Below are 24,293 nucleotides of genomic sequence, written 5' to 3' on the forward strand. Positions count from 1 at the left end.
GCCTCACCCGAGCCCGAGGTGTCACATCCCGCTGCCCTGCCTTGTCCCAGCTGAGAGCAAGCGGCAGCGATCCCGCGCACGGAAGGGGCCGAGCGGACCATGACCCGGAAGACGACGCCGAACACGAAGAGCTGCGCCGACAGCGGCAGCCACGGAAGCGGCAACCACGACACGGGCGGAAGCAACGACACGGGCGGAAGCAACGGCAGGGGCGGGAGTCATGGCAGGGGCGGCGGCCGCGGCAACCTCACGGTCGTAGGAGGCGGCTTCGCTGGCCTGGTGGCGGCCATCAGCGCCGCCGAGGCCGGCTCCCGCGTGACCGTGTACGAGGCGCACCGCACGCTCGGCGGCCGCGCCCGCACCGCCGACGGCCCGTACCGCACCAACGAGGGCCCGCACGCCCTCTACAACGGCGGCCCGCACTGGACCTGGCTGGCCGAGCGCGACCTCCTCGGCCCCCTCGCCCGGGTACCGCTGACCGAGGCCGTACGCACCCACGTCCACTGCGGCGGCACCCTCGGCCGCAGCCAGGCGCGCCACCTGCTCCCCCTGCTCCGCCTGGCCCGGCGGCCCGCCGCCCAGGCTCCCGTGGACCAGGACTTCCACTCCTGGGCGGCGCCCCTGGTGGGCGAAGAGGCCGCCCGGCGGGTCGCGACCTTCCTCGCCGTCGCCCTCTTCCACCACGACGTCGGCTCGCTCTCGGCGGCGTTCGTGCAGGAACGGCTGGTCCGGGTGGCCAAGGTCCCGCCCGAGGCCCAGTACCCGCGCGGCGGCTGGCAGTCCGTGATCGACCGGATGGCGGCGCACGCACGCCGACTCGGTGTACGGATCGAGACCGACGCCCGGGTCGACGCCCTGCCCGCCGCACCCGACGGCCCGGTCGTGGTCGCGACCTCCCTCCCCGCGGCCCGGGCGCTCCTCGGCGACCCCTCCTTGACCTGGGAGAGCGGCCGTACGGTCCTCGTCGACCTGGCCCTGACGACCCGTCGGGGCGACCCGTGGATCCTGTCCGACCTGGACGCCCCGGCCTGGCTGGAACGTTTTTCCGGCCCCGACCCCACCCTCGCCCCGGCCGGTACGTCCCTCGTCCAGGGCCAACTCCCCATCGGGCCGTCCGCATCCAAGTCCCAGGGCGTCCGCCGCGCGGAGCACCTGCTGGACCTGGGCTTCCGCGACTGGCGCGAACGCGTCACCTGGCGCCGCGAGGCCCTGGCCACGGGCCGCACGGGCGCGGTCGACCTTCCGGGCACCACCTGGCGCGACCGCCCCCCGATCGACCGCGGCAACGACGTCTACCTGGTCGGCGACCAGGTAGCGGCTCCCGGCGTCCTGAGCGAGGTCTCCTTCACCAGCGCCCTGGAAGCCGTCTCCCTCACCCTCCGCCCCCGCTCCCGAACCCTGTAACGGCAGGTCAGGGGCGGTACCCACGCCCCAGCAAACCCCAGGCACACGCACACGCACGGAGGGACACGCATGCGGCCCGGCCACCCAGGCAGGGGACGGACGGACACCCCGGCCCCGCCGGGCGGCCTAGGCCGCGTAGAGGTCGAACGTGGACCGCTTGGGTCCCGCCACCACGTCCAGCGCCGGATCCACCGTCAACATCGCCTGGTGCAGCCGCTGCAACTGCGGCGACGGCTCCACCCCGAGCTCCTCGATCAGCCGCGTGCGCAGCCTGCGGTACACGTCCAGCGCCGTCGCCTGCCGCCCCGACCGGTACAGCGCCACCATCGCCTGCGAATGCAGCCCCTCGTGCTGCGGATGCCGCGCGATCAGCTCCGTCAGCTCCGCGATCAGCTCGGTGTGCCGGCCCAGCCGCAGGTCCACGTCGATCCGCCGCTCCACGGTGACCAACCGGCTCTCCTCCAGCCGCATCACCTCGATCTCCAGGATCGGCCCCACCCGTACGTCGACCAGCGCCGGCCCCTGCCACAGCCCCAGCGCCCGCCGCAGCAGCCCGGCCGCCTCCTCGTCGTCGCCTTCCTCGAACGCCGCCTGCCCCCGCGCGACCAGTGCCTCGTACTCGTGCACGTCCACCGATTCCGGCGGAATCTGCAAGAGATAGCCCCCGTGCCGCGTGGCAAGTACTTCCTTCGCGCCACCGGGGCCACCCGGCCCCATCGCGGTTCCGAGCCTGCGACGCAGCTGAAGTATGTACGTCTGCAACGTCGTCAGCGCGCTCTGCGGTAGATCGGTGCCCCAGATCTCCTCCATGAGGGTCGGGACCGGCATCACCCGCCCCGGATACAACGCGAGGAGCGTCAGGATCTGTCGCGGTTTACGAGCCGTAGGAACAATCGATCCCCCGTTGACCTCGGCACTCAACGGACCCAGAACCTGAATCTTCACGGTCTCCTCCGCACGTCGTCGAGTTCCCCTCGATTTTCAGCCTCCGACGGAGGAACGGTAGCGGGATACAGGGCAATGTCACCGCACCCTTGAGCCCACTTCGAGCCCGCCTCCACGCCACGGATTACCCCTGCCCCGAGGCTCAGGAAAACCACTGGAATTCCCCCGGATTCCCCCCGCCATGGAAGATGGAATTCCCCTGGAGTCAGAGCCTCCAGGCCCACCACGAAGCCCGAGGCCGGGAGCCATGGGGCGGGCACCGGCGGCGGAAAATCAAGAGGCCCCGGGAAGCCGAGGCAGCAGAAAGGCAGATACGTCCGGCCGAAATCCCAGCGTCGGACCGCCGGGGGACTGCGAGCCCCGAAGGCAAGGTCAAAACCGAGCACACCCATTCTCGATGACCGGCGAGCCGACGCAGCCACCGAAGCCGGCCCCGGAAACCGGGGCCCGAAGGCGAGAGCGAAGTCGTACCCGAGATCTAACGGCCGGGCACCAGAGCCCGAAAGCCGAGCCGGCGCCCATGGACGAAGCCGAACCGGGTACCCGACGACCGGCCCCGACGACCGGCCCCGACAGCCCCGCCCCGACAGCCCGTCACCAGGGCCCGAAAGCCAGATCCGAAGGCGTGGCCGAGGGCGGCGGCCTACGCCCGAGAGCCCGGACCGAGATCTCAGGGCAGTCCCCGCCCAACCCGGTCCCCGAAACCTCCGCACCGCCGAGGCCGACCCCGCCCCTCCCGCCATGCCCACCCCAGCCCGCACCCGCAGCCCGCAGCCGCAACCCGCTGCCCGCAGCCGCAACCCGCTGCCCGCTGCCCGCTGCCTGACCCTCGCCCTGGCTCCCACCACGAGCTCACCCCAAGCCCGTACCAAGGCCTACACCGAAGCAACGCCCCCCACCCGCCCCCGGGCCGGTGTCCGGCCCTGGCCCGCCCCAGCTCCGCACTCGGGCCGCACCCACGCCCGACCCCGCCTCCAGCCGGCCGGCACCCGAGCCCAGGCCCAGTCCGTTCCCGACCCCACCGCCCACCTCGGCTCGTCGGCAGCTCCGCGCCCCCCACCGGAGCCCTGCCCCAGACCCGAGCTCAGGCCCGTGCCCAGCCCCGGGCCGCTACCCGAGCCCAGGCCGGCGCCCACGCCGGCCCCCAGTCGGCACCTAGGCCAGAAGCCGAGCAAGAGGCGAAGCGCGAGGTCACACCAGAGTCCAGGCCAGAAGCCGAGCCGGAAGCGACGCGCGAGCTCCAGCCAGAGGTCAGGCCAGAAGCCGGGCCAGAGGCCGGGCCGGAAGCCGGGCCAGAGGCCACCCGCGGCCACGCCGGAACCCGAGCCAGCCCCCAGCCCCCACACCCGAGGTCACGCCAGCACTTGAGCCAGCCCCACCCCGGGCACCACCCCAGAACCAGAGCCGGCACCCACGCCGGAGGTCACGCCCGGGGCCACCCGGCCCCCGACCCGATACCCCCCGGCCCGCCCGGCGGGGACCAAACTCGGCAGCAGCAGCGTCCACAGCGCCGCCACCCTCCGCTGAAGCTCCCCGTACGGCATCCCGGTACCCGCCAGCACCTCGATCCCGCACGCCGTCGCCGCGACCAGCGACTCGACGCTCTCCCAGCCGCCCCGCGCGGCCAGCACCTCACCCAGTTCCCCGGCGTCCCGCGCCTGCCGCAGCAGCGTCCCCACCGCCGACAGCCAGGCCGCGTAGAAGTCGGTCACCGGCGGCTGCTGTCCCGCGCACTCCTTGGTGATCCGGAAGCTGGCCGGAATCGCCGGATCCTCGTGCAGCGTCCGCGCCAGCCAGTGCGTGGTGTCGATCAGCGTCTGCAACGGCGAGGCCCCGGCCTCCCGCAGCGCCCGTACCGACTCGTGCAGCAACGCGCACCCGCGCTGCTGCACCGCCTCGGCCAGCTCGTCCTTGGAGGCGAAGTGGAAGTACAGCGCCCCCTTCGTCACCCCGGCCGCCCCCGCGATGTCACCGAGCGTCGCGTGGGCGTATCCGTTGCGGTGGAACATCTCGGCCCCGGCGAAGACCAGCCGCCGCCGGGTCCGTTCCGACCTCTCCTGCACCGCGCCGTCTCCTCTCGCCTACCGCGTAAGGAAGGAGGCCGTCACACCCGGACGAGCCGCTCCCCACCGACGCCGCCGACACCGACCCCGCCGACACCGGCACCGACGCCCACACCAGCACCGACACCGACGCCGACGCCGACACCACCGGCCTCCACCGCCGCCTCCGCCACGTTCTCCGGACCGGCCATCAGGATCGACCGCTGCAACCTCCGCAGCGCCGCCGACGGCTCCAGACCCAGCTCCCGTACGAGCGTCCCGCGCAGCCGCTGGTACACGTCCAGCGCCTCGCCCCGCCGGCCGGACCGGTGCAGCGCGAGCATGAACTGCCCGTGCAGGTTCTCGTGCGTGCGGTACCGGCTCGCGAGCACGGTGAGCTCCGCGAGCAGTTCACGGTGCCGCCCCAGCCGCAGGTCGGCCTCGATGCGCTGGTCGAGCGCGCACAGCCGGGTCTCCTCCAGCCGCCGCGTCTCCATCTCCAGCTGTACGCCGCCCTGTACGTCGGCGAACGCGGGCCCGGACCACAGCGCCAGCGCCTCGCGCAGCAGCCGCGCCGCGCCCGGGAAGTCCCCGGCGTCCATCGCGCGGTAGCCCGTCCCGGCGAGCCGGTCGAACTCGCGGACGTCGCTCGTACCGCCGTTGCTGTTCAGCAGGTAGCCACCGGGCAGCGTGACGAGTACGTCCTTGGCGGTCCGAACGGCACCCCCGGCCCCGCCCCCCGAAGCCGCACCCGCTCCCGCGCCTGCGCCCTCGCTCCCGCTCCCGCCACGGCCGTCGTCCCGACCGGCCTCCAGCGCGGTGGCGATGAGGGCCCGCAGCTGGAGTACGTACGTCTGGAGGGTGGTCCGCGCACTGCGCGGCGGTTCACCGCCCCACAGCTCCTCTATGAGCGCCGAGACGGGTACGACCTGGTCGGCATGGAGGGCCAGCAGCGCCAGGACCTGTCGGGGCTTCGGAGCGGTGGGCGTGATGGAGACTCCGTTCTCCCGCACGGCCAGTGCGCCCAGTACATCGATGTCCACGCCGTACTCCCTCCCCCGGCTGGTGCCGGGAGACCCCAGTCATTGGATGAGTCGCAGGTTCAGGTTCAGTAGAAAACAGGACCGACGGTTTGTCAATATCAAACCGGTCGCGCTGTTTTGCGGACCAGCGCGACCCCACCGTCACTCAAGAACCGTCCCTGACCAGGCAGTTACGACGGAGTCGACCCCGTCCCAAGGCCCCCGGAACCCCTAGACCCACCCTCGACGGAGACCACAGACCCCACCAACAGGAGGCCGACGACCCCCCAAAAGAGACTGATCAGTCTGATCCCACAGACCGGCAGAGCTCACCACACCCCACCCCGGCGCCCCGCTCGCCCCCCACACCCCCACCGGCTCCACCGGCTCCACCGGCTCCACCGGCGACAGCCTCCCCGCCCAACCCGCCCAGCGGGCCGACGCCCTCGGCCACGAGCCCCCCGAGCGTCGCGCGCGACGCGAGCCGCGGCAGCATCAACGTCCAGAACCGGGTGAGCGTGTGCGGCATGATCCACTCCCGCTCGACCGCGCCCAGCACCTGGAGGCCAACGGTCGAGGCGACGACCGCCCGCGCCGCGTCCTGCGGCGCGACGCCGTCCGCCAGCGCCCCTTCCCGCGCCGCGGCCCGCAGCACGTCCTCGACCCACACCCGCCACTGCCTGCGCAGGTCCACCCCGCTCTCGTGCCCGGCCTCCGCCGAGAGCCCGAAGCCGGCCCGTACGACGACGTCCCCGGCGAGCAGGGCCATCAGCGCGTGCGAGGAATCGACCAGCAACTGCAGCGAGTTGACCGGCCGCCCCGCGACCGCCTCCGCGCCCGCCGCGGCGGACCGCCGCCGGCCGACCGTCACCCGCCGCACCGCCTCCGAGGCCTGGTCCTCCACGGCCCGCCCGAGCGCCGCCTTGCTCGCGAAGTGGAAGTGAAGCCCTCCGGTGCTCACACCGGCCCGTCTGCTGATCGCCGCGATCGACGCGGTGACGAACCCTTCCTCGGCGAACACCTCCGCGGCAGCACGGACGAGGGCCTCACGCGTGCGAGCGGCACGCTCTTGCTTGATCATGAAGTCTCCACAAACCGCCCTCGCGGTTTGCCCAGCGGGGTACGAGATGGCGCGGTCACCGTCGACGGAACGGCTGGAGGCGGACTCGAATCCCGCCTGAGCCGGACGAACGGAGGGCGAACACACGGCAGACGGACGAAACGGACGAGACACACGACAGAACGAACAAGCCAAACGAACGACCAACCGGCCCCCGCCGCCAGGCGGGACGCCACGAGACCACTACCCGCAACACCCCGGCCCCGACCGCCCGCCATGAAGCGGACCGCCACGAACCAGCGGGGAACGGCAGCAGGCAGGCAGGCTCTCGGCAGCCGAGAGCCGAAAAGGCCACGCAGGGCCACGGAAGCCGCAGCCACCCAGCACCGCTCGGGCGGCACCGGACAGCCAAGACCTCAGGACCTCAGGACCTCAAGACATCGCCGGCTCCGACCCAGCCCCCACCCCGGCCACGGAGCCCCCACCCACGGTCGAGGCCCCGCCCGGAGACACGGCGGGAGACCCACCGGAGGACCCACCCGGGGACCCACCCGGAGACTCACCCGAGGAGGCACCGGGCCCCCCGGAAGCAGCGGCCCCGGCCGCCATCTCCGCAGCCACCCGCTCCCCCCGATCCGCGGCCATGTCGATCCGCGCCAGCACCGCCGGCGTCGCGATGCTCGGGTAAATGTGCTGGTAGACCCCCGCGACCCGGCTTTCGATGTCTTCCCGGTCGCTCAGCGTGTGGGAGTAGATCTGCGCCCCGGCCCAGCACGCGGACAGGATCCAGGCGGTCTCGTCCGGATCCACGTGCTGCAGCAGTTCCCCCTGCTCCTTCGCCTCGGCGAGCAGGCGCCGGGTGAACTCGATCCACCCCGGCACCGACCCGCCGCCGAAGATCTCCCGCATGCCGGGCCCGAGCGAGAGCCGGGCCCCGGCGCTGAGCATCGGCTCCCGCTTCATCCGGTACGCCAACACCATCGCGACGTCGACGAGTTCCTGCAGCTTGCTGGGTCTGCTCGGCACGCCGGCCTCGCCGAACTGCTCGTCGAGCACGCCCTGCGCCAGCTCCTGCTTGGAGGAGAAGTGGAAGTACAGGGCGCCCTTGGTGACGCCCGCCCGGGAAAGGATGTCCGCGATGGTGGCGGCGTCGTAGCCGCGCTCGTCGAAGACTGCGGCCGCCGCCTCCAAGATCGCGCGACGCGTACGGACCGCACGCTCCTGCCGTGCCACGGTGCCTCCGTTGCCTCCGTCGTGCTGGGGTCTGTCCGGCGGGATCCCTTACAGGATCCACCACCCCCCATGAAACCAACCAGAAGGTCCGTATTTTATCAAGCAGGCTACAAGCAATCCTTGATCACCCAGACGCCCGGAGGCCACAAGCCGGAGGCGAAGGACGAGGGCCACAAAGGAGAGCCCAGGACGAGGCACAAAACGGATGCCCCTGGAGGGAGATCACGGCACAGAGCCCCCCAGCCGAACGGGCAACTCCCGCACCCCGTTAGAGATGAAGGACTCCACCCGCCTCAGCTCCTCCCCCGGTTCCAGAGCCAGCGACAGCCCCGGGAACCGCCCGAAGAGCCGCCGCAGCGCCACCGCGCACTCCAGCCGCGCCAGCGTCGCACCGAGGCAGTGGTGCGTACCGAACCCGAACGACAGGTGGTCCCCCCGCGTCGGCCGCGTGACGTCGAACGTCCCCGCGTCCGGCCCGTGCACCGCGGGGTCCCGCCCCGCGGAGGCGAAGGACACCAGGATCGGATCCCCTCGCGGGATCACGACGACCGGCCGCCCCTCGTCCGTCTCCTCCCCCAGGACCTCGACGTCCTCGACGGCGAACCGGAACAACGCGTACGAGGCCGGCGGCTCCAGCCGCAACGCCTCCTCCACCACGTCCTCCCAGGACGCGAGCCCGTCCCGCACCAGGGCCGCCTGGCTGGGGTTGCGCAGCAGCTCGATGACGGCCGTACAGATCAGATTGACGGAGGTCTCGTACCCGGCGGTGAAGAGCAGGATGAGATTGTCGACCAGCTCCTTCTCACTGAGCGCCCCGCTCCCGGCGGCCCCGTTCCCGGCGGCCGCGCTCCCCGCGGCCCCGCTCTCCCCGGCCCCGCCCCCAGGGCTCCCCCCTGCCCTCTCCTCCCCCACATCCCGCGCGGCGATGAGCGCACTGGTCAGGTCATCAGCAGGGTGCTCCCGCCGGTACGCGACCAGGTCGGCCATCGTGACGTACAGCAGCTCGGCGTTGGCCTGGGCGTCCTCGGCCGAGATCCCCGTGTCGAAGAAGCCCTTGATGATGCGGTGCAACGCCGCCCAGGACCGCTCGGGTATCCCGAACAGCTCGAAGACGATCCGCGTCGGCAGCTCGTGCGCGAACTCCGCGCGCAGATCCACCACCGCACCCGGCGGCCGGGCCGCCAGCCGGTCCAGCAGTTCGTCGGCGACCTGCTCGATGCGCGGTCGCATGGCGGCGACCCGGCGCGAGGTGAACGCCGTCGCCACCGGTCGGCGCAGCCGGGTGTGCTCGGGCCCGTAGGCGGTGATCATGTTCTGGACGGAGACCCAGATGGCCAGCGGCCATTCGGCGCCGACCTCGCCGTTGATCCAGGCCGGCCAGTGCCGGTACGCGTCCTTCGAGACCCGCGGATCGACCAGCAGCCGCCGGATGGCGTCGCGCCCGCTCACCACCCACGCCTGCACACCCCCGGGCAGCACGACCCGCACCGCCGGCCCGCGCTCCCTCAGCAAGGCGGCCTCGGCATGGATGTCGGCCCCCGACGGATCGAGAACGTACGGACACCGAGCCCCGGCAGCCACAGCAGCAACCACATCGACATCGGCGGCGACATCGGCGGCGTCGGCGACATCGGCATGGGCATCGGCATCGAAGCCAGCCACGGCATCGAAGTCAGTCACGACATCGATGCCCGTATCCGCATCAGCCGGTCGCTCCTGCGGAACCTGACGCGTCATCGGCACTCACTCCCCCACACGGTCGGCGGTACGGCGGAGGGGAGGCCGCCGCACCGGCCGCCCCAAGGAGGGAAGGCGGACGGCAACACGGCGCGAGGAACCCCCCACCCCCCGTATTTCCAAACCGCTCATCCGGTTTTGAAGGTCCCGGCGGCGGCCCCAAGTCTGGCATCCCCACCCAGCACGCGCCAGCATCGACGGGCCGCCGGACGGCCACTCGACGACGGCTCGAATTCCACTCTCCGAACGCCACAGTCCAACACCGCCCCGGACCGGGGCATATGACCGGAAGACAGGCTCTCACTTGGCGCAGAACCCCTCCCTCACCCCGACCTTCCGACGACCGGAAGTTTGCTGGTGGGCCGTCCTCGGCGGCTCCCCGGAGCCCGCTCCCCGCCTATGAACGGGCACGCGGGCGACGCACACAAGCTCTTTGCATGCCTTGCAAACAAAACCGGAGAGTACGTATCTTGCGTTGCGCATACGCAACCCCATCCCATCCGTCGAAACGGCTCTGTGGAGAGGTCCATGACGATGCTGACGATCCCGACGCCCGCGCCCACGCCCACCCGTACGCGGCCACTCCCCCTGCAGCGGACCCGAACGGCCGACGTGACCGGAACGGCCGGTGTGGCTGGAACGGCCGGCGTGACCGCAACCGCCGGCGTGACCGCAACCCCCGGCGTGACCGGAACCGCCGGAACGCCATGGACCCGCTGCAACGAAGCCCCCCGCCTGACCACCACCGTGCCAAGGGAGTACGTCCACCGCAGCTCGCTCGCCGAGGTGTTCCTCACCGGTTGCGACCGCCTCGACGACGACACGTTCCACCTCACCGGCCAGTGGCCCCGCGCCCACACCTTCTTCACGAGCGCCGACGGAACCAGCCACGACCCCGTCCAGGCCGGCGAGACCATCCGCCAGGCCGGCCTCTACCTCTGCCACGCCGTCTACGGCGTCCCGCTCGGCCACAACGTGCTGCTGTGGAGCCTGGACTTCAGCACCCGCCCCGACCGCCTCCGCATAGGCCGCAGCCCCAGCGACCTGGAGATGATCGCCACCTGCACCGACTTCTCCTGGCGCGGCAGCCGCTTCTCGGGCTTCCTGGAGGTCGACATCCACCGCGGCGGCGAACTCGCCGCCACCGGCACCGCCCGGTTCAGCTGCGTCGCTCCCGCCACCTACCGCAGACTGCGCGGCACCCGCGGCCAGATCGGCTCGACCCGCCCCCTCGACCGCCGGCCCCCCGTCCCTGCGGCCTCCGCCGGCCGCCTCCTCCCCTTCGACGTCGTCCTGTCCCCCGGCGACCGCCCCGGACGCTGGCTGCTGAGCCCCGACCTCGGCCACCCGATCCTCTTCGAGCACGCCAACGACCACCACCCGGGCATGGTCCTGGTGGAAGCCGCCCGCCAGGCGGCCTGCGGCCTCCACCCCCCGGGCACCTTCTCCCCCACCGCCGTCTCCACGGAGTTCCACCACTACGCCGAACTGGACACCCCCTGCTGGATCGAAGCCACCCCCCTGAGCCCGACCCACGCAGAGGTGACAGGCCACCAGGAAGGCCGAACCATCTTCCGCTCAACAGTCACCGGCACCCACCCCTGACCACCCCCACCGGAAGCACACCCCGCCCCCCACCCCGCACAAACACTCCGGCCCCCACCCCAACCGCCCCCACCACAAACACCCCGGCCCAGCCCCGCCCAGACCCCACCATCCGACCACCCCGACACCCCCACACCTCCACACCCCGACGCCCCGGCACCCCGGCACCCCGGCACCCGCCCCGGACTACGTCACGACGCGCTCCGACCCGCCCGCACACCACCCCGACCACCCCGACCACGCCCCCTCCAGGCAACCCCCGTCCCCACCCATCCGCACAACTGGCCCCACCCCACCGCACGCCCCGATCCCACCACCGACGCAGCCCTGCCGATGCGACCGCACCACCCCGGGGCACATGGCACACCGCCCCGAGGCCCACCCGTACCGCCCGAACCACACGCCCGCCACCCACCCGCGCCCGAACCGACAGCGCCACCCCCGCACGCCCCGCGCCTACGAACTGCACACCCCGGCACGCCCGACTGTCCGCCCGACTGCCCACTTCAGGCAGGAGAACCAACCAAGCCCGCCACCCCATGCGCCCCCACCAGCGCAACCGCGTCACGGCCACGCACTCACCGCACCAACCGACTGGGCCCCCTCCCGACCCGCTGCCAGCCAACCGAGTGCCCCACCCAGGAACTCCGTACCCATCCGGCCGCACGACGGCCGCCCGACCGCCGACCCGCCGCCGCAACCGCGGCACCACCACGGACCCACCGCACAAACCGACTGGCCACGCCCGCACCCGTTGTCCCGTGGCTGCACCACCCCACCCGGACGGGGAGGCACCGCCCGACGGGGAGACGCGCCGCCCGACGGTAACGGCCGGCTTCCCACCACCGGCCCAGAGCAGGGGCGGAGACGGGGACGGAGACGGGGACGGCCAGGGAGGCGAGGCGGAGGCCGAGGACCAGGACAAGGCAGAGGACGAGGACGAGCGATCGCCCCGCCCTCCGCCACCGACCGCAGGGCACGGCATCACCCGCCGCCGCCCACCACCCCCACCTGCTCGCGGTACCACTCCGCACAGGCCCCGAAGGCCTCCGAGAACCTCGCCCCCGGAGAAGTCGGCACCATCGCCCACAACCGCCTGCTGTCGTACCAGTGGTCCACACCCAGCAGCGAGACCTGCCGCCGCGTCACCGGATCCCCACCGCCCCCGAGCAACTCCAGCGCACCCTCCAGGTCCACGTCCCCCACCGGCAACGCCAGCCCCAACGCCCGAGCCACGGTCCCCACCAACTCCCGAGCCGTCACGGGCTCGGGATGACTCGCATGCAGCACCCGCCCCGGCCCCCCGACCCAGCCACCCTGTCCGCCGGTACCGACCCAATCGCCTTCACGACCTTGACCGGCATGGGCCTGGGCATGGGCCCCGACCCCGGAGGCCGGCCCGGCACCCGCCCCAGCACCCGGCCCAACGCCCGCCCCTGCACCCGGCCGGGCACGCGCCCCGGCACCCACCCAGGCCTCAGGCCCAGCACCTGCCCCGGCACCCGCCCCAGCACCCGGCCCAACGCCCGCCCCAACGCCCACCCCAGCGCCCGGCCGGGCACGCGCCCCGGCACCCACCCAGGCCTCAGGCCCGACACCCGCCCCGGCACCCGGCCCGGCACCCGGCCCGGCACCCGGCCCAACGCCCAGCCCGGCCCCCACCCCCTCCCCCCACCCCACCGCCAAATCCGCCACCGCCCCCGCCAACGCATCCACGGACACCATCGAGATCCGCGCCCGCCCCCCATCCACCCAGCACGGCAACCGCCCCAGCAACCGCACCAACGACGGCACCACCCACCGATCCCCCCGCCCGTACACCAGGTGCGGCCGCAACACCGTCCCGCCCGCCGCCAGCACCACCCGCTCCCCCGCCAGCCGCGTCACGCTCGTCACCGACCCCGGCTCCTCCGCGAGCTCCCCCTCCGCCGCCCCCCGATGCGCCCCGTCCCGGTACACCGCCGCCGTCCCCACCTGAACGATCCGCCGCACCCCGGCCCGTCGCGCCTCGGCCACCAGCGCCGCCGTCCCCTCGACGTTGACCGCCCGGCACTCGTCCTCCCCGCCGCCGATCCGCGAAGCGGCATGCACCACCGTCGTCACGCCTTCGCACACCCCCCGCAGCGAAGCCCCGTACGCCAGGTCCCCCCGTACGACCTCCACCCCGGGCCCCGCCGCAACCCCCGCCCGGCGCACGAGCATCCGCACCCGCGCTCCCCGCGCAAGCAACCCGCCGACCACGGGCCCCCCGATAAACCCGCTCCCACCCGTCACAAGAACCAACACGTCCCCCACCCCCACCACGCGCCCACCCCTGAGCACCACCCGTTCGACATCACGGAACGGAACCCCTTCGGGGAAAACTCGCACCGTGTTACGGTCGCGCCGTGATGGCGGGGAGCAACTTACTACTGCCGGGGAAATCGGCGTTGATCACCGGCGCGAGCGCCGGCATCGGCGCGGCCGCGGCCCGCGTTTTCTGCCGCGAGGGCGCATCCGTCACCCTCGCGGCCCGCCGCGAGCCGGAACTCGCGGCCCTGACCAAGGAACTCCGCGCCGCCGGCCACCAGGCCCAGTACGTCGTCGCCGACGTGACCCGCCCCGACGACGTCGCCCGCGCCGTCAGCGCCGCCGTGACCGCCTACGGCCGCCTCGACGCCGCCTTCAACAACGCCGGCACCGGCGCCGAACCCAAACCGCTGCACCTCCTCGACGAGGACGTCTACGACCACGTCATGGACACCAACGTCCGCGGCGTCTGGCACTGCATGCGCCACGAGATCCGCGCCATGCTCGCCTGCGGCCACGGCGGCACGATCGTGAACAACAGCAGCACCGCCGGCCTGGTCGCCACCCCCGTCACCGCCGCGTACATCGCTTCCAAGCACGCGGTACTCGGCCTGACGAAGGCGGCCGCCGCCGAGTACGCCGCCCAGAACATCCGCGTCAACGCCATCGCCCCCGGCTCCACGCGCAGCGAGATGATCGACGCGTGGCTGCAGCAGAACCCCGCCATGGAGGAGGTCCTCCTCCAGTCGGCTCCCCTCCCCCGCATCGCGGCCCCGGAGGAGATCGCCGAAGCAGCAGCCTGGCTCTGCAGCGACCGGGCCTCGTTCGTCGTAGGAGCCACCCTGTCGGTGGACGGCGGGTGGACTACGAGGTGAGGACGGGGTCGGGATAGGGGCTCGGCTCGGCTCGGCTCGGTCCGGCTCGGTCCGGCGAGAGCACAGGGGCGGAAGGGCGGAAGGGCGGAACGGCAGAACGGCAGAACGGCAGAACGGCAGCCAGCCCAGCGCGACAAACGACAGCGCAACACCCGCCCCAGGGACGCAGCCTCCCCCAGCCCCGTCGGCACAGTCTCGGTGTCTGCCCGACAGCCATCGTCCGTGCGGGGCGGCGCGCCCTGTCAAGGGCGCTCCCTCCGGTCGCGTCGCTTCGCGATGTCGCTGCGCTCCACCCTTGACAGACCACACCGCCCCGCCCAGCCAACGGCCAGTCGGTCAGGCACCGAAAGGGCGGCAAGGGGGACGGGTCTCCGCCGAGCCACGACCACCCCCTGAGCCGAGCCCTTACAGCCTGAGCTCCGTCCGAGGCCCCACCCGGCACTCCAGGCCGGCCCGCCGGCCTCCAGACCATTAACGCCGTTAACGCCCCCCTCGGCTGCGACAGAAGACGGCGAAAGACCCATCGCACCGCCGACCGCAGCAGCTCGGTTCCCTACGACGTCTACGACGAGGCGGCCCGCCACTCCCCCGAGCCGCAGCTCGCCGCTCTGATCCTGTCCATCGCCACGGTCACCTCTGGACCGCCACCCGCCAGCAGGCCGGCTCCTGGTCCTGCCCCCGCCACCCCCGCCCACGCCCACGCCCACACCATTAACGCCGTTAACACCGACCGCCGGAACGCACCCAGCCGCCCAGCCCCTGTCCAGAACCACCCCGGACCATTAACGCCGTTAACACCGAACCCGGGAACCGCGCGCCCAGCCCAACCCCTGCCCAGGACCGGCCCCGGACCATTAACGCCGTTAACACCACCCCGCCTCGCACGGCCCAAGCACCCCACCCAGGCCCAGCACTCCGCCCCGCCCCAATCCCCCCTGGGGACCGTTAACGGCGTTAACGCCGTTAACGCCCCGACACGCGCCGCAACCCGCACCACACCTCCACAAAAAAGTACTGGTCGACTGGTTTTCTTCCCGCTCTCGCTGAAGCTAGATTGACCCCCGCAGCCCCACCAGCCTCAGAGTCCCCAGCAGCCTCACAGGCTCGCGGCTCAGGAGCCCACGGCCTCACCGGCCCACCCCCAGCCCCGCCCCCCAGCCACACCCCCAGCCACACCCGCAGGCCCACCCCACCCAGGAGCACCCCACAATGGCGCGCGCCCGACAGGAACGAGCCGAGATCACCCGACAGGCGATCCTCGACGGCGCCGCCATCGCCTTCGACCGGTCCGGTTTCGGCGGCACGAGCCTCAGCGACGTCGTCAAGCACGCCGGCGTCACCAAGGGCGCCCTCTACTTCCACTTCCCGTCGAAGGAAGCCCTCGCCCGCACCCTGATGGATGAGCAGCTCCTGGTCGCCGACCTCGTGCCCACGGACGATCCCGGACTCCAGACCGTCATCGACCTCACGCACCACATGGCCCACGGGCTGCGTACCAACGTCCGCATCCGTGCCGGCATCCGCCTGGTCATCGAGTTCGGCTCCTTCACGCACCCCGATCCGTCGGCGTACGAGGGCTGGATCGACATCGGCCACAGCTGCCTGACGCCCGCCCAGGAACGCGGCGACCTCCACGCCTCCCTCGACGTGCACGCCCTCTCGACGTACCTCGTCGGCTCGTTCACCGGCGTCCAGGTCACCTCGCACGTCCGCACCGGCCGCGCCGACCTCCACGACCGGATCGTCGACCTCTGGAACCTCGTTCTCCCCGGCATCGTCCCGGCGGACCGCATCGACCGCTTCGACCCGGCCGGCTCACCCGAGTGCCGGGCCGCACGAGCCGCCCAGGCCGACCCCGAGCTCACCGCCCGCAACCGCCAAGCCGTCCCGGCCGGCTGACACCGCCTCCAGGGCGGCCTCGCACGCGCCGTGGTGAACCACGGGGGTGCTCGCTACGGCGTGTGCGAGGCCGCCCTGTCGCATGTGTTGCGAAGCCGCTGTCGCATGTGTGCGAGGCCGCCCTGTCGCCCGTGTGCGGGACCCCCTGTCGCCCTCGGCGCAACCCGCACCCACCCCACACCAGCCGCTGCACCCCCGCCCCGGCCCACCCCCGCCCGGACCCACCCTGCGCCCACCTTCCGCCCACCCTCCGCGCGGCCACCACGCGGCCACCGGGCGGTGGCCCGCGCCCACCCCGAGGACGGCCGCCCTCGGCTCACCCACTCCCACGGCGGACCCCTCCCCGCGCGCCCCCGCCTCATCCCCCACCGCGCAGCTCGGCCGCCCGGCGCCCCGCCACCACCCCACCACCCCGGCGTTAACGCCGTTAACGCCGTTAACGCCTCGATTCCGTTAGCAAAACTCAAGCGTGGCGCCCACATCCACCCTCGAACGTTAGTAAAGTCCCTCTCATGACTTCGCCCTCGTCACCGAGCGACCGCGAGAAGGTCGTCTCCAAGCTGCCCCCGTGGCTGCGCCAGGAGTTGAAAATCCGCACCGCCCAACTCCGGGTGGACATCCAGGACGCCGTCCACCAGGGCATCGCCCAGTGGTCCGCCCTCGCTTCGGCCCCCTCCCCCGTCGACACCTCCGGCGCCGAGTCGTTCTCCACCTGGCTGCCCGCCGGCCAGTGGGACTCCTTCCGCACCGGCGCCAAGGACCGCGGCGTCTCCCTCATCCAGGGACTCGCCCAAGCCGTCCAGCTCTGGCTGGAGATGAACCCGGCCCCCACCGTCCAGCGCCCCTCCGTGGTCCGCCGCATCGTCGTCTGCAACCAGAAGGGCGGCGTCGGCAAGACCGCCATCACCGCGGGCACCGCCGAGGCCCTCGCCGAGGACCCGCACTCCCTCCACCCGGTCCGCATCGCCCGCCAGCTGGCCCGCCTCACCGACGACGGCGCCCCGCACGAGCCGAGCGCCTTCTCCGTGGAGGACCTGCCCGGCCTCGGCATGCGCGTCCTCCTGGTCGACTTCGACCCCCAGGGCCACCTCACCAAGCAGCTCGGCCAGCAGCCCATGCCCATCGGCGGCGACAGCCTGACCTGCCACATGGCGGGCGAGGCCAAGGGCCCCCTGTCCGATCTCATCGTCCCCATCGACGACGAGCGCTTCGGCGACCGCCTCCACCTCCTCCCCTCCTGCACGGACGCCTTCCTCCTCGACGTCCGCCTCTCCACCGTCCGCGCCCGCGAGGCCGCCCTCGAACGCGCCCTCGCCCCCGTCGAGTCCGACTACGACGTCATCCTCGTGGACTGCCCGCCGAGCCTCGGCCTCAGCATGGACGCGGCCATCTACTACGGCCGCCGCCGCGACACCGAGCAGCCCGGCGCCTCCGGCGCACTGATCGTCGTCCAGGCCGAGGACTCGTCCGCGGACGCGTACGACCTCCTCACGTCCCAGATCAACGACCTCCGCGACGACCTCAGCCTCGACATCGACTACCTCGGCCTCGTCGTGAACCTCTACGACGGCCGCCGCGGCTACATCGCCACCAGCTCCCTCCAGGCCTGGATGGACATAAAGGACCCGCGCGTCGTCGCCGTCGTACCCGACCTCAAGGAGCAGCGCGAGGCCGTCCGCCTCAAGCAGCCGCTGTTCGTCTACGCACCCAAGGGCGACCAGGCAGTGGCCCTGCGCGCCCTCGCCAGGGAGATCTCATGAGCAAGGCCGACAAGCTCGGGGTATCGGCCTCCTTCGCCCGCGCCCAGACCGCCGTCAGCTCCCGCCGCGCCGCCATCGCCGAGGCGACGGGCGCGCCCACCTCCGGGACCGTGCCGCCGTCCGAGGTGCCGATCGAGGCGCTCGCCCCCAACCCGTTCAACCTCCGCGAGGAGCTGACCGACCTGGACGAGATGTCCCAGTCGCTGCTCTCCCGCGGCCAGCTCCAGCCGCTCGCCGTGGCGACCCGGATGGCGTTCATGGAGGCGTACCCGGGCCAGACCGACGGCCTCGGCCGGGCCCCGTACGTCGTCATCGACGGCAACCGCCGGCTCGCCGCGGCCCAGCTCGCCGGGCTCAAGACGATGCACATCCACGTCAACGACAGCCTCGCCGCCTCGGCCGCGGACATCCTGGAGTCGGCGCTCATCGCCAACGTCCACCGGGTCGACGTCGCCCCCATGGACCAGGCCCGCGCCCTCCAGGAGCTCGTCGAGGTCCACGGCTCCCAGGCCCAGGTCGCCAAGCGCCTCGGCAAGACCCCGGCCTGGGTCTCCCAGCGCCTGACCCTCCTGAACCTCACCCCTCCGCTCCAGGAGAAGGTCGAGTCCGGCGAGCTCAAGGTGGAACCCGCCCGCCGCATCGGCCGCCTCCCCCAGGAGCAGCAGGAGGCAGCGGCCGCCGAGACGATCAACGCCGCCCACACCAACCCGCCGCGCCAGCGCACCCGCCCGGCGCCCCCGGCCGACACCGTTAACGCCGTTAACACCCCGGCCGCCCCGGCCGCCACCCTGCAGCCCGCCACCCCGCAGCCCGCCACCCCGACTCCCAGCCGCCGCATCACCATCGCGACGGACACCCCGGAGACGATCGCGGACGCCCTGACGGCCCACCTCCCCCCGGACGACCTCAAGGCCGTCACAGAACTCCTGATGTCCCGCATCTGAGAGGCCGGGAGAACAACGGCACTACGCACGGGGGCGCTGACGGCATTAACGCCGTTAACGCCCCCACGTGCGTTCCATGTGCGTTCCACCGTGCGTTTCACATAGGCTCGCCCTGGAGGTACCGATGCACAACGAACAAGAGAGCCTCTTCGCAGCGGTGGACGCCCTGCTGGAAGAAGCCGCCGCCAAGGACGCGCTCCCCCACCCCGACGAGCGCAAGCGCCTGCGCGAGGCCGCCGGCCTGAGCCAGGACCAGATCGCCAAGGCCCTCTCCGTCCGCCGCGAGACGGTCACCTCCTGGGAGACGGGCCGCACCGACCCCCGCCCCCCGAAGCGCGCCGCCTACGCCCGCCTCCTGGACGGCCTGGCCGCCCTCCACCCCATTAACGCCGTTAACACCCCCCACCCGGCGCCCCCCACCGCCCCGCAGCAGCAGCCGACAGAAACCACCGAGCCCCCGAAGCCGCCCCAGCAACCGCAAACCCCCCACGAGCCCGCACCCGCAGCCGCCCCCTCAACCACCGGCCCCAGCACGACCGCCAGCACCAGCACGGCCACCGGCACCAGCACGGCCCCGGCGGGAGCCGCAGCCCCAACCCCCGCGCCCCCCGCACCCGCAGCCACCCCCACGCCCCGGCTCACCACCCCACCCCGGCCCGCCCTGACCGGCAAGGGCCCCGTGACCGGCAACGGCCCCCTGACCGGCAACGGCCCCCTGGCCGTCCTGGACGGCCAGGGCCAAGCCCACACAGCCGGCGGCCAGATCCTCGACCACCCCACCAAGGACCTCCCCACCCTCATCTCCTGGGCCCTCACCGAGGCGGACCTCCACTCCCCCCGCCTCCACCGCAACGGCAAGGACGGCGACCCCCTCCTCGTCCTCACCCCGGCCGCCACCGAGGCCCTCGGCCTCCCCCTCACCCTCGAAGACCGCCGCGGCCTGCGCCTGCCCGAGGACCACCCCGTCCTCAAGCAGCTCGCCAAGGCCAAGTGGCAGCTGACCCGCCGCGGCTTCGGCCCCTGGCCCCGCATCTACCGCCCGGCCACCCCCACCACCGGCCGCCAGTGCGTCCAGCTCGCGGTCCTGCCCTGGGGCGCCCTGGACCCTCGCGCCTGGGGCGAGGACACCGCCGCCCTCCCTGCCCCCGAACTCGCCCAGCTCCTCACCACCTACGCCACCCGCGTCCTCACCCCCCGCGGCTCCACGGCGGTCACGGGCCTGGAGCTGATGACGGCCCTACGCCCGCCCACCCGCGCCGCGCACGACCCGCGGACCGGCACCTGGGTGTCGGCGCCCGTCCCCGGCTCCCTCACCCACCCCGTCGACCCGGCTCCCCCGGAGGCCCCCGACGAGCACCCGGTCGTCGCCGCCCTCTACCCCCGCACCCACCAGCGCACCCCCGACGAGGTCCTGGACGAGGAGGCGTACGACTGGATCCGCGACCCGGAACTCCTCACCGACGCCGAGTGCACCCGCACCCACGCCGTCGGCATCGACGTGAACATGGCCTTCGCCGCCGCCGCCAACCGCCTCCCGGTCGGCCTCGGCCCGGCCGTGCACGTCAGCCACCCCGCCTTCGACCCCAAGCTGCCGGGCTGCTGGCTGGCCGACCTCTCCTCCCTCACCCTCGACCCCCGCCTGCCCAGCCCCTTCACCCCCCACGGCAGACCCCCCACCGGCCCCGCCTGGTACGCCACCCCGACCCTCGCCTACGCCGCCGAGCTCGGCCACACGCCCCGCCCCACCGAAGCCTGGATCCGCCCGGACAACGGCCCCTACCTCGACCCCTGGTACACCCGCCTGCGCGACGCCTACCTCGCCACGATGGCCGACCTGGGCATCACCCCGGCCCTCTCCCCCGCCGAGTTCCTGAAGGCGATGGAGGAGACCAGGACGGCCGGCCCCGCACCCCAGAAGGCCGTGCTGTCCGCCATCAAGTCCACCGTCAAGGGCGGCATCGGCAAGCTCCGCGAACGCCCCCAGGGCGCCGCCTACCGCCCCGGCGAACCCTGGCCCGCCCTGGAGCGCCCCACCTGGCGCCCCGACATCCGGGCCGCCGTCATCGCCACCGCCCGCGTCAACATGCACCGCAAGATGCGCAAGCTCGCCGAGTACGCCGACCTCCATCCCGTTGCCGTACTCTCCGACTGCGCGGTCTACCTCTCCGACGGCCCGAGCCCGCTCGACTTCCTCCCCCGCACCCCCGAAGGAAAGCCGCTCCCCGGCGGCTTCCGCCTGGGCGCCAGCCCCGGCATGGTCAAGCACGAGGGCACCCAGCCGCTCCTGTGGGCGGTCGGCCTCCTCGACGAGGGCCACAACCCGGCCCGCCACATCAAGGGCCACGACGCAGCGGCGGACGGCGAGTAGCCGAGCACGGGCCGGCGCACAGGTGGCGCCGCCCCCGACGGCCGACCCCAGAACCCGAGAAACCGAGAAACCGAAACCCCCAACATGCCGGACATCAGCGACAGCCTCACCCGCGCCGACGAACAGAACTTCACCCGTCCGATCCCCAAGTCCGCCGGCGCCCAGATGCGCTTCCTCGTCAAGCAGCTCAAGTCCACCAAGGCCGTGGCCGAGCTCCTGGGCATCTCCCGGCGCACCGTCGAGCGCTACGTGAAGGACCAGATCAAGCAGCCCAAGCCGGCCCTCGCCACCCTCCTCGAACAGGAGGTCAAGAAGCGCTGGCAGCCCCTGGTCCGCAAGCGCGCCCGCGACCAGGCCGCCAAGCGGACCGGCCTGGTCATCGAGACCCGCGCCCGCTTCGGCTTCACCGCGGCCCCCGGCACCACCGACGACGGCCGGATGCGCCGCATCACCCAGCACCTCCCCCCGCAGTACGCCTCCCGCCTGTTCGCGGCCCAGGAGGCGGGCGCCACGGAGTCCCAACTCCGCGCCATCGCCGCCGAAGGCCTCCAGGAGATGTACTTCAAGGACAGCGGCGCCCGCGCCACCGGCCTCCTGGTCGAGTTCACCGACATCGACTACGTCGACTTCACCTTCTGAAGGCCCTCCACGGCCCCCAGAACGCACTTCGGCCCCCTCCCGGCCCTCCCGGACCAAGAGGGGGCCCAAAGCCCCTCAGACAGCCGCCACACGGCCTCACCCGACGGCGTGAAGAGTCCTCCGCCGCTTCGACTCCGCGGCCTTCTTGGCCGCGGCCTGCGCCGCCCGCTTCTTCCGCTGCTCGGCCAGCTGGTCCTGGTACGCCGCCACCGCCCGGTGGTAGCTGGCGACGTACCCCCGGGCATCGAGCCGCTCGTCCAGGGGCATCTCGTTCACCGCGGCCACCGCGTCCTCGAACGAGTTGTATCCGGCCAGCATCGGATTGATCTGGTAGACACCGTTGCGGACCTTGCGCACCAGCTTCGCCAGCTCCAGGCTCCGCAGCGCGGCGTTCACACTGGGCCGGCTGAGCTCCAGCAACCCACCGATGGTGGCCTGGTCGATCAGGATCCGCCCGCCGGGCTCGCTCAGCGAACGCAGCTTCAGCAACACCCGGTACGACGCAGGCGGAAGGTCGAGGTCGGAGAGAAGCCCGTCGGCGTTGACCGCAGCGAATCGCAAGGTGCTCACTGAGCTGTCCCTTCTTCCTTGCGCTGTCCCCGGCTCAGCCGACGCGCAGCGCGCTCTTTGGCCCGTTCGGCCCGCAGTTCCGCGATCGCCTGTCGCATGTGGTCCAACGACGGGAACCGCACCAGGTCAGGCAGACTCGTATCGCTGCGAATCTGCGCGATGGTGCTGTGCTGCTCCACCTTCACGAACTCACCCGCCGTCTCCGTACCCGGGATGAACTCAGCCACCCGGTAACTGTAGGGCGGGTTGAACTGATAGACACCCCGCCGCACCTTGAAGACGATCCCATGAGACATCACCGTGTGGAGCGCTTCCGAAGTCTTCGTCCTACTGACATCGAGGATCGTAGCCATCTCTTCCTGAGTAAGAGGAATCCGCCCCCCCGCTCGCTGGCACGCGATCAGCAGCAGGATGAGCCTCAAGGGCAAGGCTTCCCTGAAGTACTGGGCAATCACCAGGAAGAACTCGAGACTGTCCATCGAGAACGCATTTGGCTGACTCTGCGTCCCGTAGAACTCCAGCGGCTTGCGCTCACCGTCCAGCGTGAGCTTCCGGCTCGGATACCGCCTCGCAAGGCTGTCCAGATCCTTGACCGGAGCCAGCGGCTGACTCCACGCCGAGATCGCGTCATCAACGGGGAGATCAGGACGCGGCGCGCGCGCCGGGACCGACCGACGGCGCTGTGGCTCTGATGACACGAGGATGCTCTCCACTTCGTTGATCTACAGAGAGCAGTATGTCAACAAGGGTGACACTAATGTCACGCTGGTTGACGTTCGGCGTGTCTTGTGTCCCCTCACAGGTGACATATCTCAGCCACACCCCCTCCCACCCCAACACCACCCCACCCCTGAGCAGTTCACGAACACATCTCCCCAAAACGTCAGCCAGCCCGACGTTTTGCCCCAAATACCGTCAGCGAGACTGACATTTTGCAGGAGATGTGTCCCCCCACCAGCGACACATCTCCCCAGATATGTCCCCCCTGAGGGGACATATCTCAGCAACGACACCCGCCCTGACCTGCGCAAACGCATCTCCGTACCCTCTATACGCCGTCGCCCCCCGCACGCCACCCCCACAAACCTCCGACCCCGCACCCCAAACCCCCCACCCCCTGACACCCCATCAGCTCCCCCCACCACCGCCCCCCTCCGGACACAGTGTCCAGAACGCCACCAAACCTGACCGATTCCCATCCTTATCCACCCCCCACTTTGAATCACTGCCATTAACGCCGTTAACACCCACCCTCACCCCCACCAAACCAAAGCCACGTAGCGCAAGGACCCTGGTCCGGAGGACCATCCAGGGCTCAGAAAGCCAAGTCCTGCTGAGCGCAGCGCCGAAGGCTCCATCAGCCGAGCGCAGCGAGGCTGCTCTCTCCTGAGCGCACAGCTGCTAGGACCCCTAGACATGGCATCCGGCCAGGCCTAGCTCGGCAACACAGTCTGTTCAACGCAGCAAAGCAGTCCTCTGCTCCGGAGCGAAGCGGAGGAGCTAGACGGCCGAAGGCACCCCGCCCGCGCAGAGCTCGGACACTCTCTCCTGAGCGCGCAGCGCTCAGGAGACTCTCAGGGCCCGAAGGGCCGGCCGGTCGGCTCGGCGAAGCCGAGCCCCGCTGAGCCCAGCGAAACTGCCCACTTGTGCTCCGGAGCGAAGCAGAGGAGCAAAGCGCCGAAGGCGCCCTGGCCGAGCGCAGCGAGGCCCCTCCCTCCTGAGCGCGCAGCGCTCAGGAACCCTCAGGGCCCGAAGGGCCCTGAGGCCGAGCGCGGCGAGGCCTGTCTCTCCTGAGCGCGTAGCGCACCTAGTGGGGTGGAGCGGAGCGGAACCCCACCAGTCCGAAGCGAAGCGAAGGAGCCCCTGCCCGAAGGGCAGGCCCTGGCTCGGCGAAGCCGAGC

At 72.1% G+C, this 24,293-nt stretch carries 18 protein-coding genes and 1 pseudogene; 9 read left to right on the forward strand and 10 right to left on the reverse strand.

Going from position 1 to position 24,293, the window contains the following annotated elements:
• Positions 1-99 precede the first annotated feature (99 nt).
• The gene (locus tag LG632_RS04155) at positions 100-1,404 is read left to right on the forward strand and encodes an FAD-dependent oxidoreductase (RefSeq protein WP_226725285.1); all 1,305 of its coding nucleotides are present in this window, start codon (positions 100-102) and stop codon (positions 1,402-1,404) included.
• A 126-nt stretch (positions 1,405-1,530) separates the two neighbouring features.
• Here LG632_RS04155 and LG632_RS04160 read toward each other — a convergent pair whose 3' ends face one another.
• The 6 genes from LG632_RS04160 to LG632_RS04185 form a co-directional block, all read right to left on the reverse strand.
• Positions 1,531-2,349 (reverse strand): AfsR/SARP family transcriptional regulator, encoded by an 819-nt coding sequence (locus LG632_RS04160; protein ID WP_226725287.1) that lies wholly within the window; start codon positions 2,347-2,349, stop codon positions 1,531-1,533.
• Between the two features lie 1,352 nt (positions 2,350-3,701).
• On the reverse strand, positions 3,702-4,412 hold the full coding sequence (locus LG632_RS04165; RefSeq protein WP_226725290.1) for a ScbR family autoregulator-binding transcription factor: 711 nt from the start codon (positions 4,410-4,412) through the stop codon (positions 3,702-3,704).
• 41 nt (positions 4,413-4,453) lie between these two features.
• A complete protein-coding gene (locus tag LG632_RS04170) occupies positions 4,454-5,434 on the reverse strand; it encodes an AfsR/SARP family transcriptional regulator (protein WP_226725292.1) in 981 nt (326 codons plus the stop codon).
• A 280-nt stretch (positions 5,435-5,714) separates the two neighbouring features.
• Entirely contained in the window at positions 5,715-6,494 is a 780-nt protein-coding gene (locus tag LG632_RS30130) for a ScbR family autoregulator-binding transcription factor (protein WP_264201381.1), read from the reverse strand.
• A 411-nt stretch (positions 6,495-6,905) separates the two neighbouring features.
• Positions 6,906-7,706, reverse strand: coding sequence for a ScbR family autoregulator-binding transcription factor (locus tag LG632_RS04180; protein WP_226725294.1), 801 nt, complete (start codon positions 7,704-7,706; stop codon positions 6,906-6,908).
• Between the two features lie 222 nt (positions 7,707-7,928).
• A complete protein-coding gene (locus tag LG632_RS04185) occupies positions 7,929-9,155 on the reverse strand; it encodes a cytochrome P450 family protein (protein ID WP_226725297.1) in 1,227 nt (408 codons plus the stop codon).
• A gap of 75 nt (positions 9,156-9,230) precedes the next feature.
• Between LG632_RS04185 and LG632_RS04190 the strand changes: the two genes are divergently transcribed.
• Complete coding sequence (locus tag LG632_RS04190) at positions 9,231-9,728, forward strand: hypothetical protein (RefSeq protein WP_226725298.1); 498 nt, start codon at positions 9,231-9,233, stop codon at positions 9,726-9,728.
• A gap of 363 nt (positions 9,729-10,091) precedes the next feature.
• The gene (locus tag LG632_RS04195; protein ID WP_226725300.1) at positions 10,092-11,048 is read left to right on the forward strand and encodes a ScbA/BarX family gamma-butyrolactone biosynthesis protein; all 957 of its coding nucleotides are present in this window, start codon (positions 10,092-10,094) and stop codon (positions 11,046-11,048) included.
• 984 nt (positions 11,049-12,032) lie between these two features.
• Here LG632_RS04195 and LG632_RS30470 read toward each other — a convergent pair.
• Together LG632_RS30470 and LG632_RS30475 are read right to left on the reverse strand one after the other, a co-directional pair.
• Entirely contained in the window at positions 12,033-12,284 is a 252-nt protein-coding gene (locus tag LG632_RS30470) for a hypothetical protein (RefSeq protein WP_226725321.1), read from the reverse strand.
• A 546-nt stretch (positions 12,285-12,830) separates the two neighbouring features.
• A pseudogene (locus LG632_RS30475) lies at positions 12,831-13,418 on the reverse strand (NAD-dependent epimerase/dehydratase family protein); the annotation flags it as partial.
• 20 nt (positions 13,419-13,438) lie between these two features.
• Here LG632_RS30475 and LG632_RS04210 point away from each other — a divergent pair.
• The 6 genes from LG632_RS04210 to tpg all read left to right on the forward strand — a co-directional run bounded on the left by LG632_RS04210 (position 13,439) and on the right by tpg (position 21,822).
• The gene (locus LG632_RS04210; protein ID WP_226725318.1) at positions 13,439-14,212 is read left to right on the forward strand and encodes a glucose 1-dehydrogenase; all 774 of its coding nucleotides are present in this window, start codon (positions 13,439-13,441) and stop codon (positions 14,210-14,212) included.
• Positions 14,213-15,421: 1,209 nt separating this feature from the next.
• Complete coding sequence (locus LG632_RS04215; protein WP_226725302.1) at positions 15,422-16,111, forward strand: ScbR family autoregulator-binding transcription factor; 690 nt, start codon at positions 15,422-15,424, stop codon at positions 16,109-16,111.
• A gap of 512 nt (positions 16,112-16,623) precedes the next feature.
• A complete protein-coding gene (locus tag LG632_RS04220; protein ID WP_226725303.1) occupies positions 16,624-17,871 on the forward strand; it encodes a ParA family protein in 1,248 nt (415 codons plus the stop codon).
• A complete protein-coding gene (locus tag LG632_RS04225; RefSeq protein ID WP_226725305.1) occupies positions 17,868-18,815 on the forward strand; it encodes a ParB/RepB/Spo0J family partition protein in 948 nt (315 codons plus the stop codon). The genes LG632_RS04220 and LG632_RS04225 overlap by 4 nt, the downstream gene beginning before the upstream one ends.
• 124 nt (positions 18,816-18,939) lie before the next feature.
• Positions 18,940-21,183 (forward strand): telomere-associated protein Tap, encoded by a 2,244-nt coding sequence (tap, locus tag LG632_RS04230; RefSeq protein WP_226725307.1) that lies wholly within the window; start codon positions 18,940-18,942, stop codon positions 21,181-21,183.
• An 84-nt stretch (positions 21,184-21,267) separates the two neighbouring features.
• The gene (gene tpg / locus LG632_RS04235; RefSeq protein ID WP_226725309.1) at positions 21,268-21,822 is read left to right on the forward strand and encodes a telomere-protecting terminal protein Tpg; all 555 of its coding nucleotides are present in this window, start codon (positions 21,268-21,270) and stop codon (positions 21,820-21,822) included.
• A gap of 96 nt (positions 21,823-21,918) precedes the next feature.
• Here the strand turns inward: tpg and LG632_RS04240 are convergent, their stop codons facing one another.
• Positions 21,919-22,392, reverse strand: a complete 474-nt coding sequence (locus LG632_RS04240; RefSeq protein WP_226725311.1) for a helix-turn-helix domain-containing protein — start codon at positions 22,390-22,392, stop codon at positions 21,919-21,921.
• Positions 22,389-23,105 (reverse strand): hypothetical protein, encoded by a 717-nt coding sequence (locus LG632_RS04245; protein ID WP_308107918.1) that lies wholly within the window; start codon positions 23,103-23,105, stop codon positions 22,389-22,391. Before LG632_RS04245 ends, LG632_RS04240 begins: the two co-directional genes overlap by 4 nt.
• Between the last annotated feature and the right edge of the window lie 1,188 nt (positions 23,106-24,293).

Origin of the sequence: Streptomyces antimicrobicus, from assembly GCF_020532625.1 — a bacterium.
Classification (GTDB): domain Bacteria; phylum Actinomycetota; class Actinomycetes; order Streptomycetales; family Streptomycetaceae; genus Streptomyces; species Streptomyces antimicrobicus.

What these genes read in the sequence shown, in the direction of transcription:
- LG632_RS04155 (WP_226725285.1), top strand. Translation starts at nt 100, where the DNA reads ATGACCCGGAAGACGACGCCGAACACGAAGAGCTGCGCCGACAGCGGC.
- LG632_RS30130 (WP_264201381.1), bottom strand. Translation starts at nt 6,494, where the DNA reads ATGATCAAGCAAGAGCGTGCCGCTCGCACGCGTGAGGCCCTCGTCCGT.
- LG632_RS04190 (WP_226725298.1), top strand. Translation starts at nt 9,231, where the DNA reads ATGGATGTCGGCCCCCGACGGATCGAGAACGTACGGACACCGAGCCCC.
- LG632_RS04210 (WP_226725318.1), top strand. Translation starts at nt 13,439, where the DNA reads ATGGCGGGGAGCAACTTACTACTGCCGGGGAAATCGGCGTTGATCACC.
- LG632_RS04215 (WP_226725302.1), top strand. Translation starts at nt 15,422, where the DNA reads ATGGCGCGCGCCCGACAGGAACGAGCCGAGATCACCCGACAGGCGATC.
- LG632_RS04220 (WP_226725303.1), top strand. Translation starts at nt 16,624, where the DNA reads ATGACTTCGCCCTCGTCACCGAGCGACCGCGAGAAGGTCGTCTCCAAG.
- LG632_RS04225 (WP_226725305.1), top strand. Translation starts at nt 17,868, where the DNA reads ATGAGCAAGGCCGACAAGCTCGGGGTATCGGCCTCCTTCGCCCGCGCC.
- tap (WP_226725307.1), top strand. Translation starts at nt 18,940, where the DNA reads ATGCACAACGAACAAGAGAGCCTCTTCGCAGCGGTGGACGCCCTGCTG.
- tpg (WP_226725309.1), top strand. Translation starts at nt 21,268, where the DNA reads ATGCCGGACATCAGCGACAGCCTCACCCGCGCCGACGAACAGAACTTC.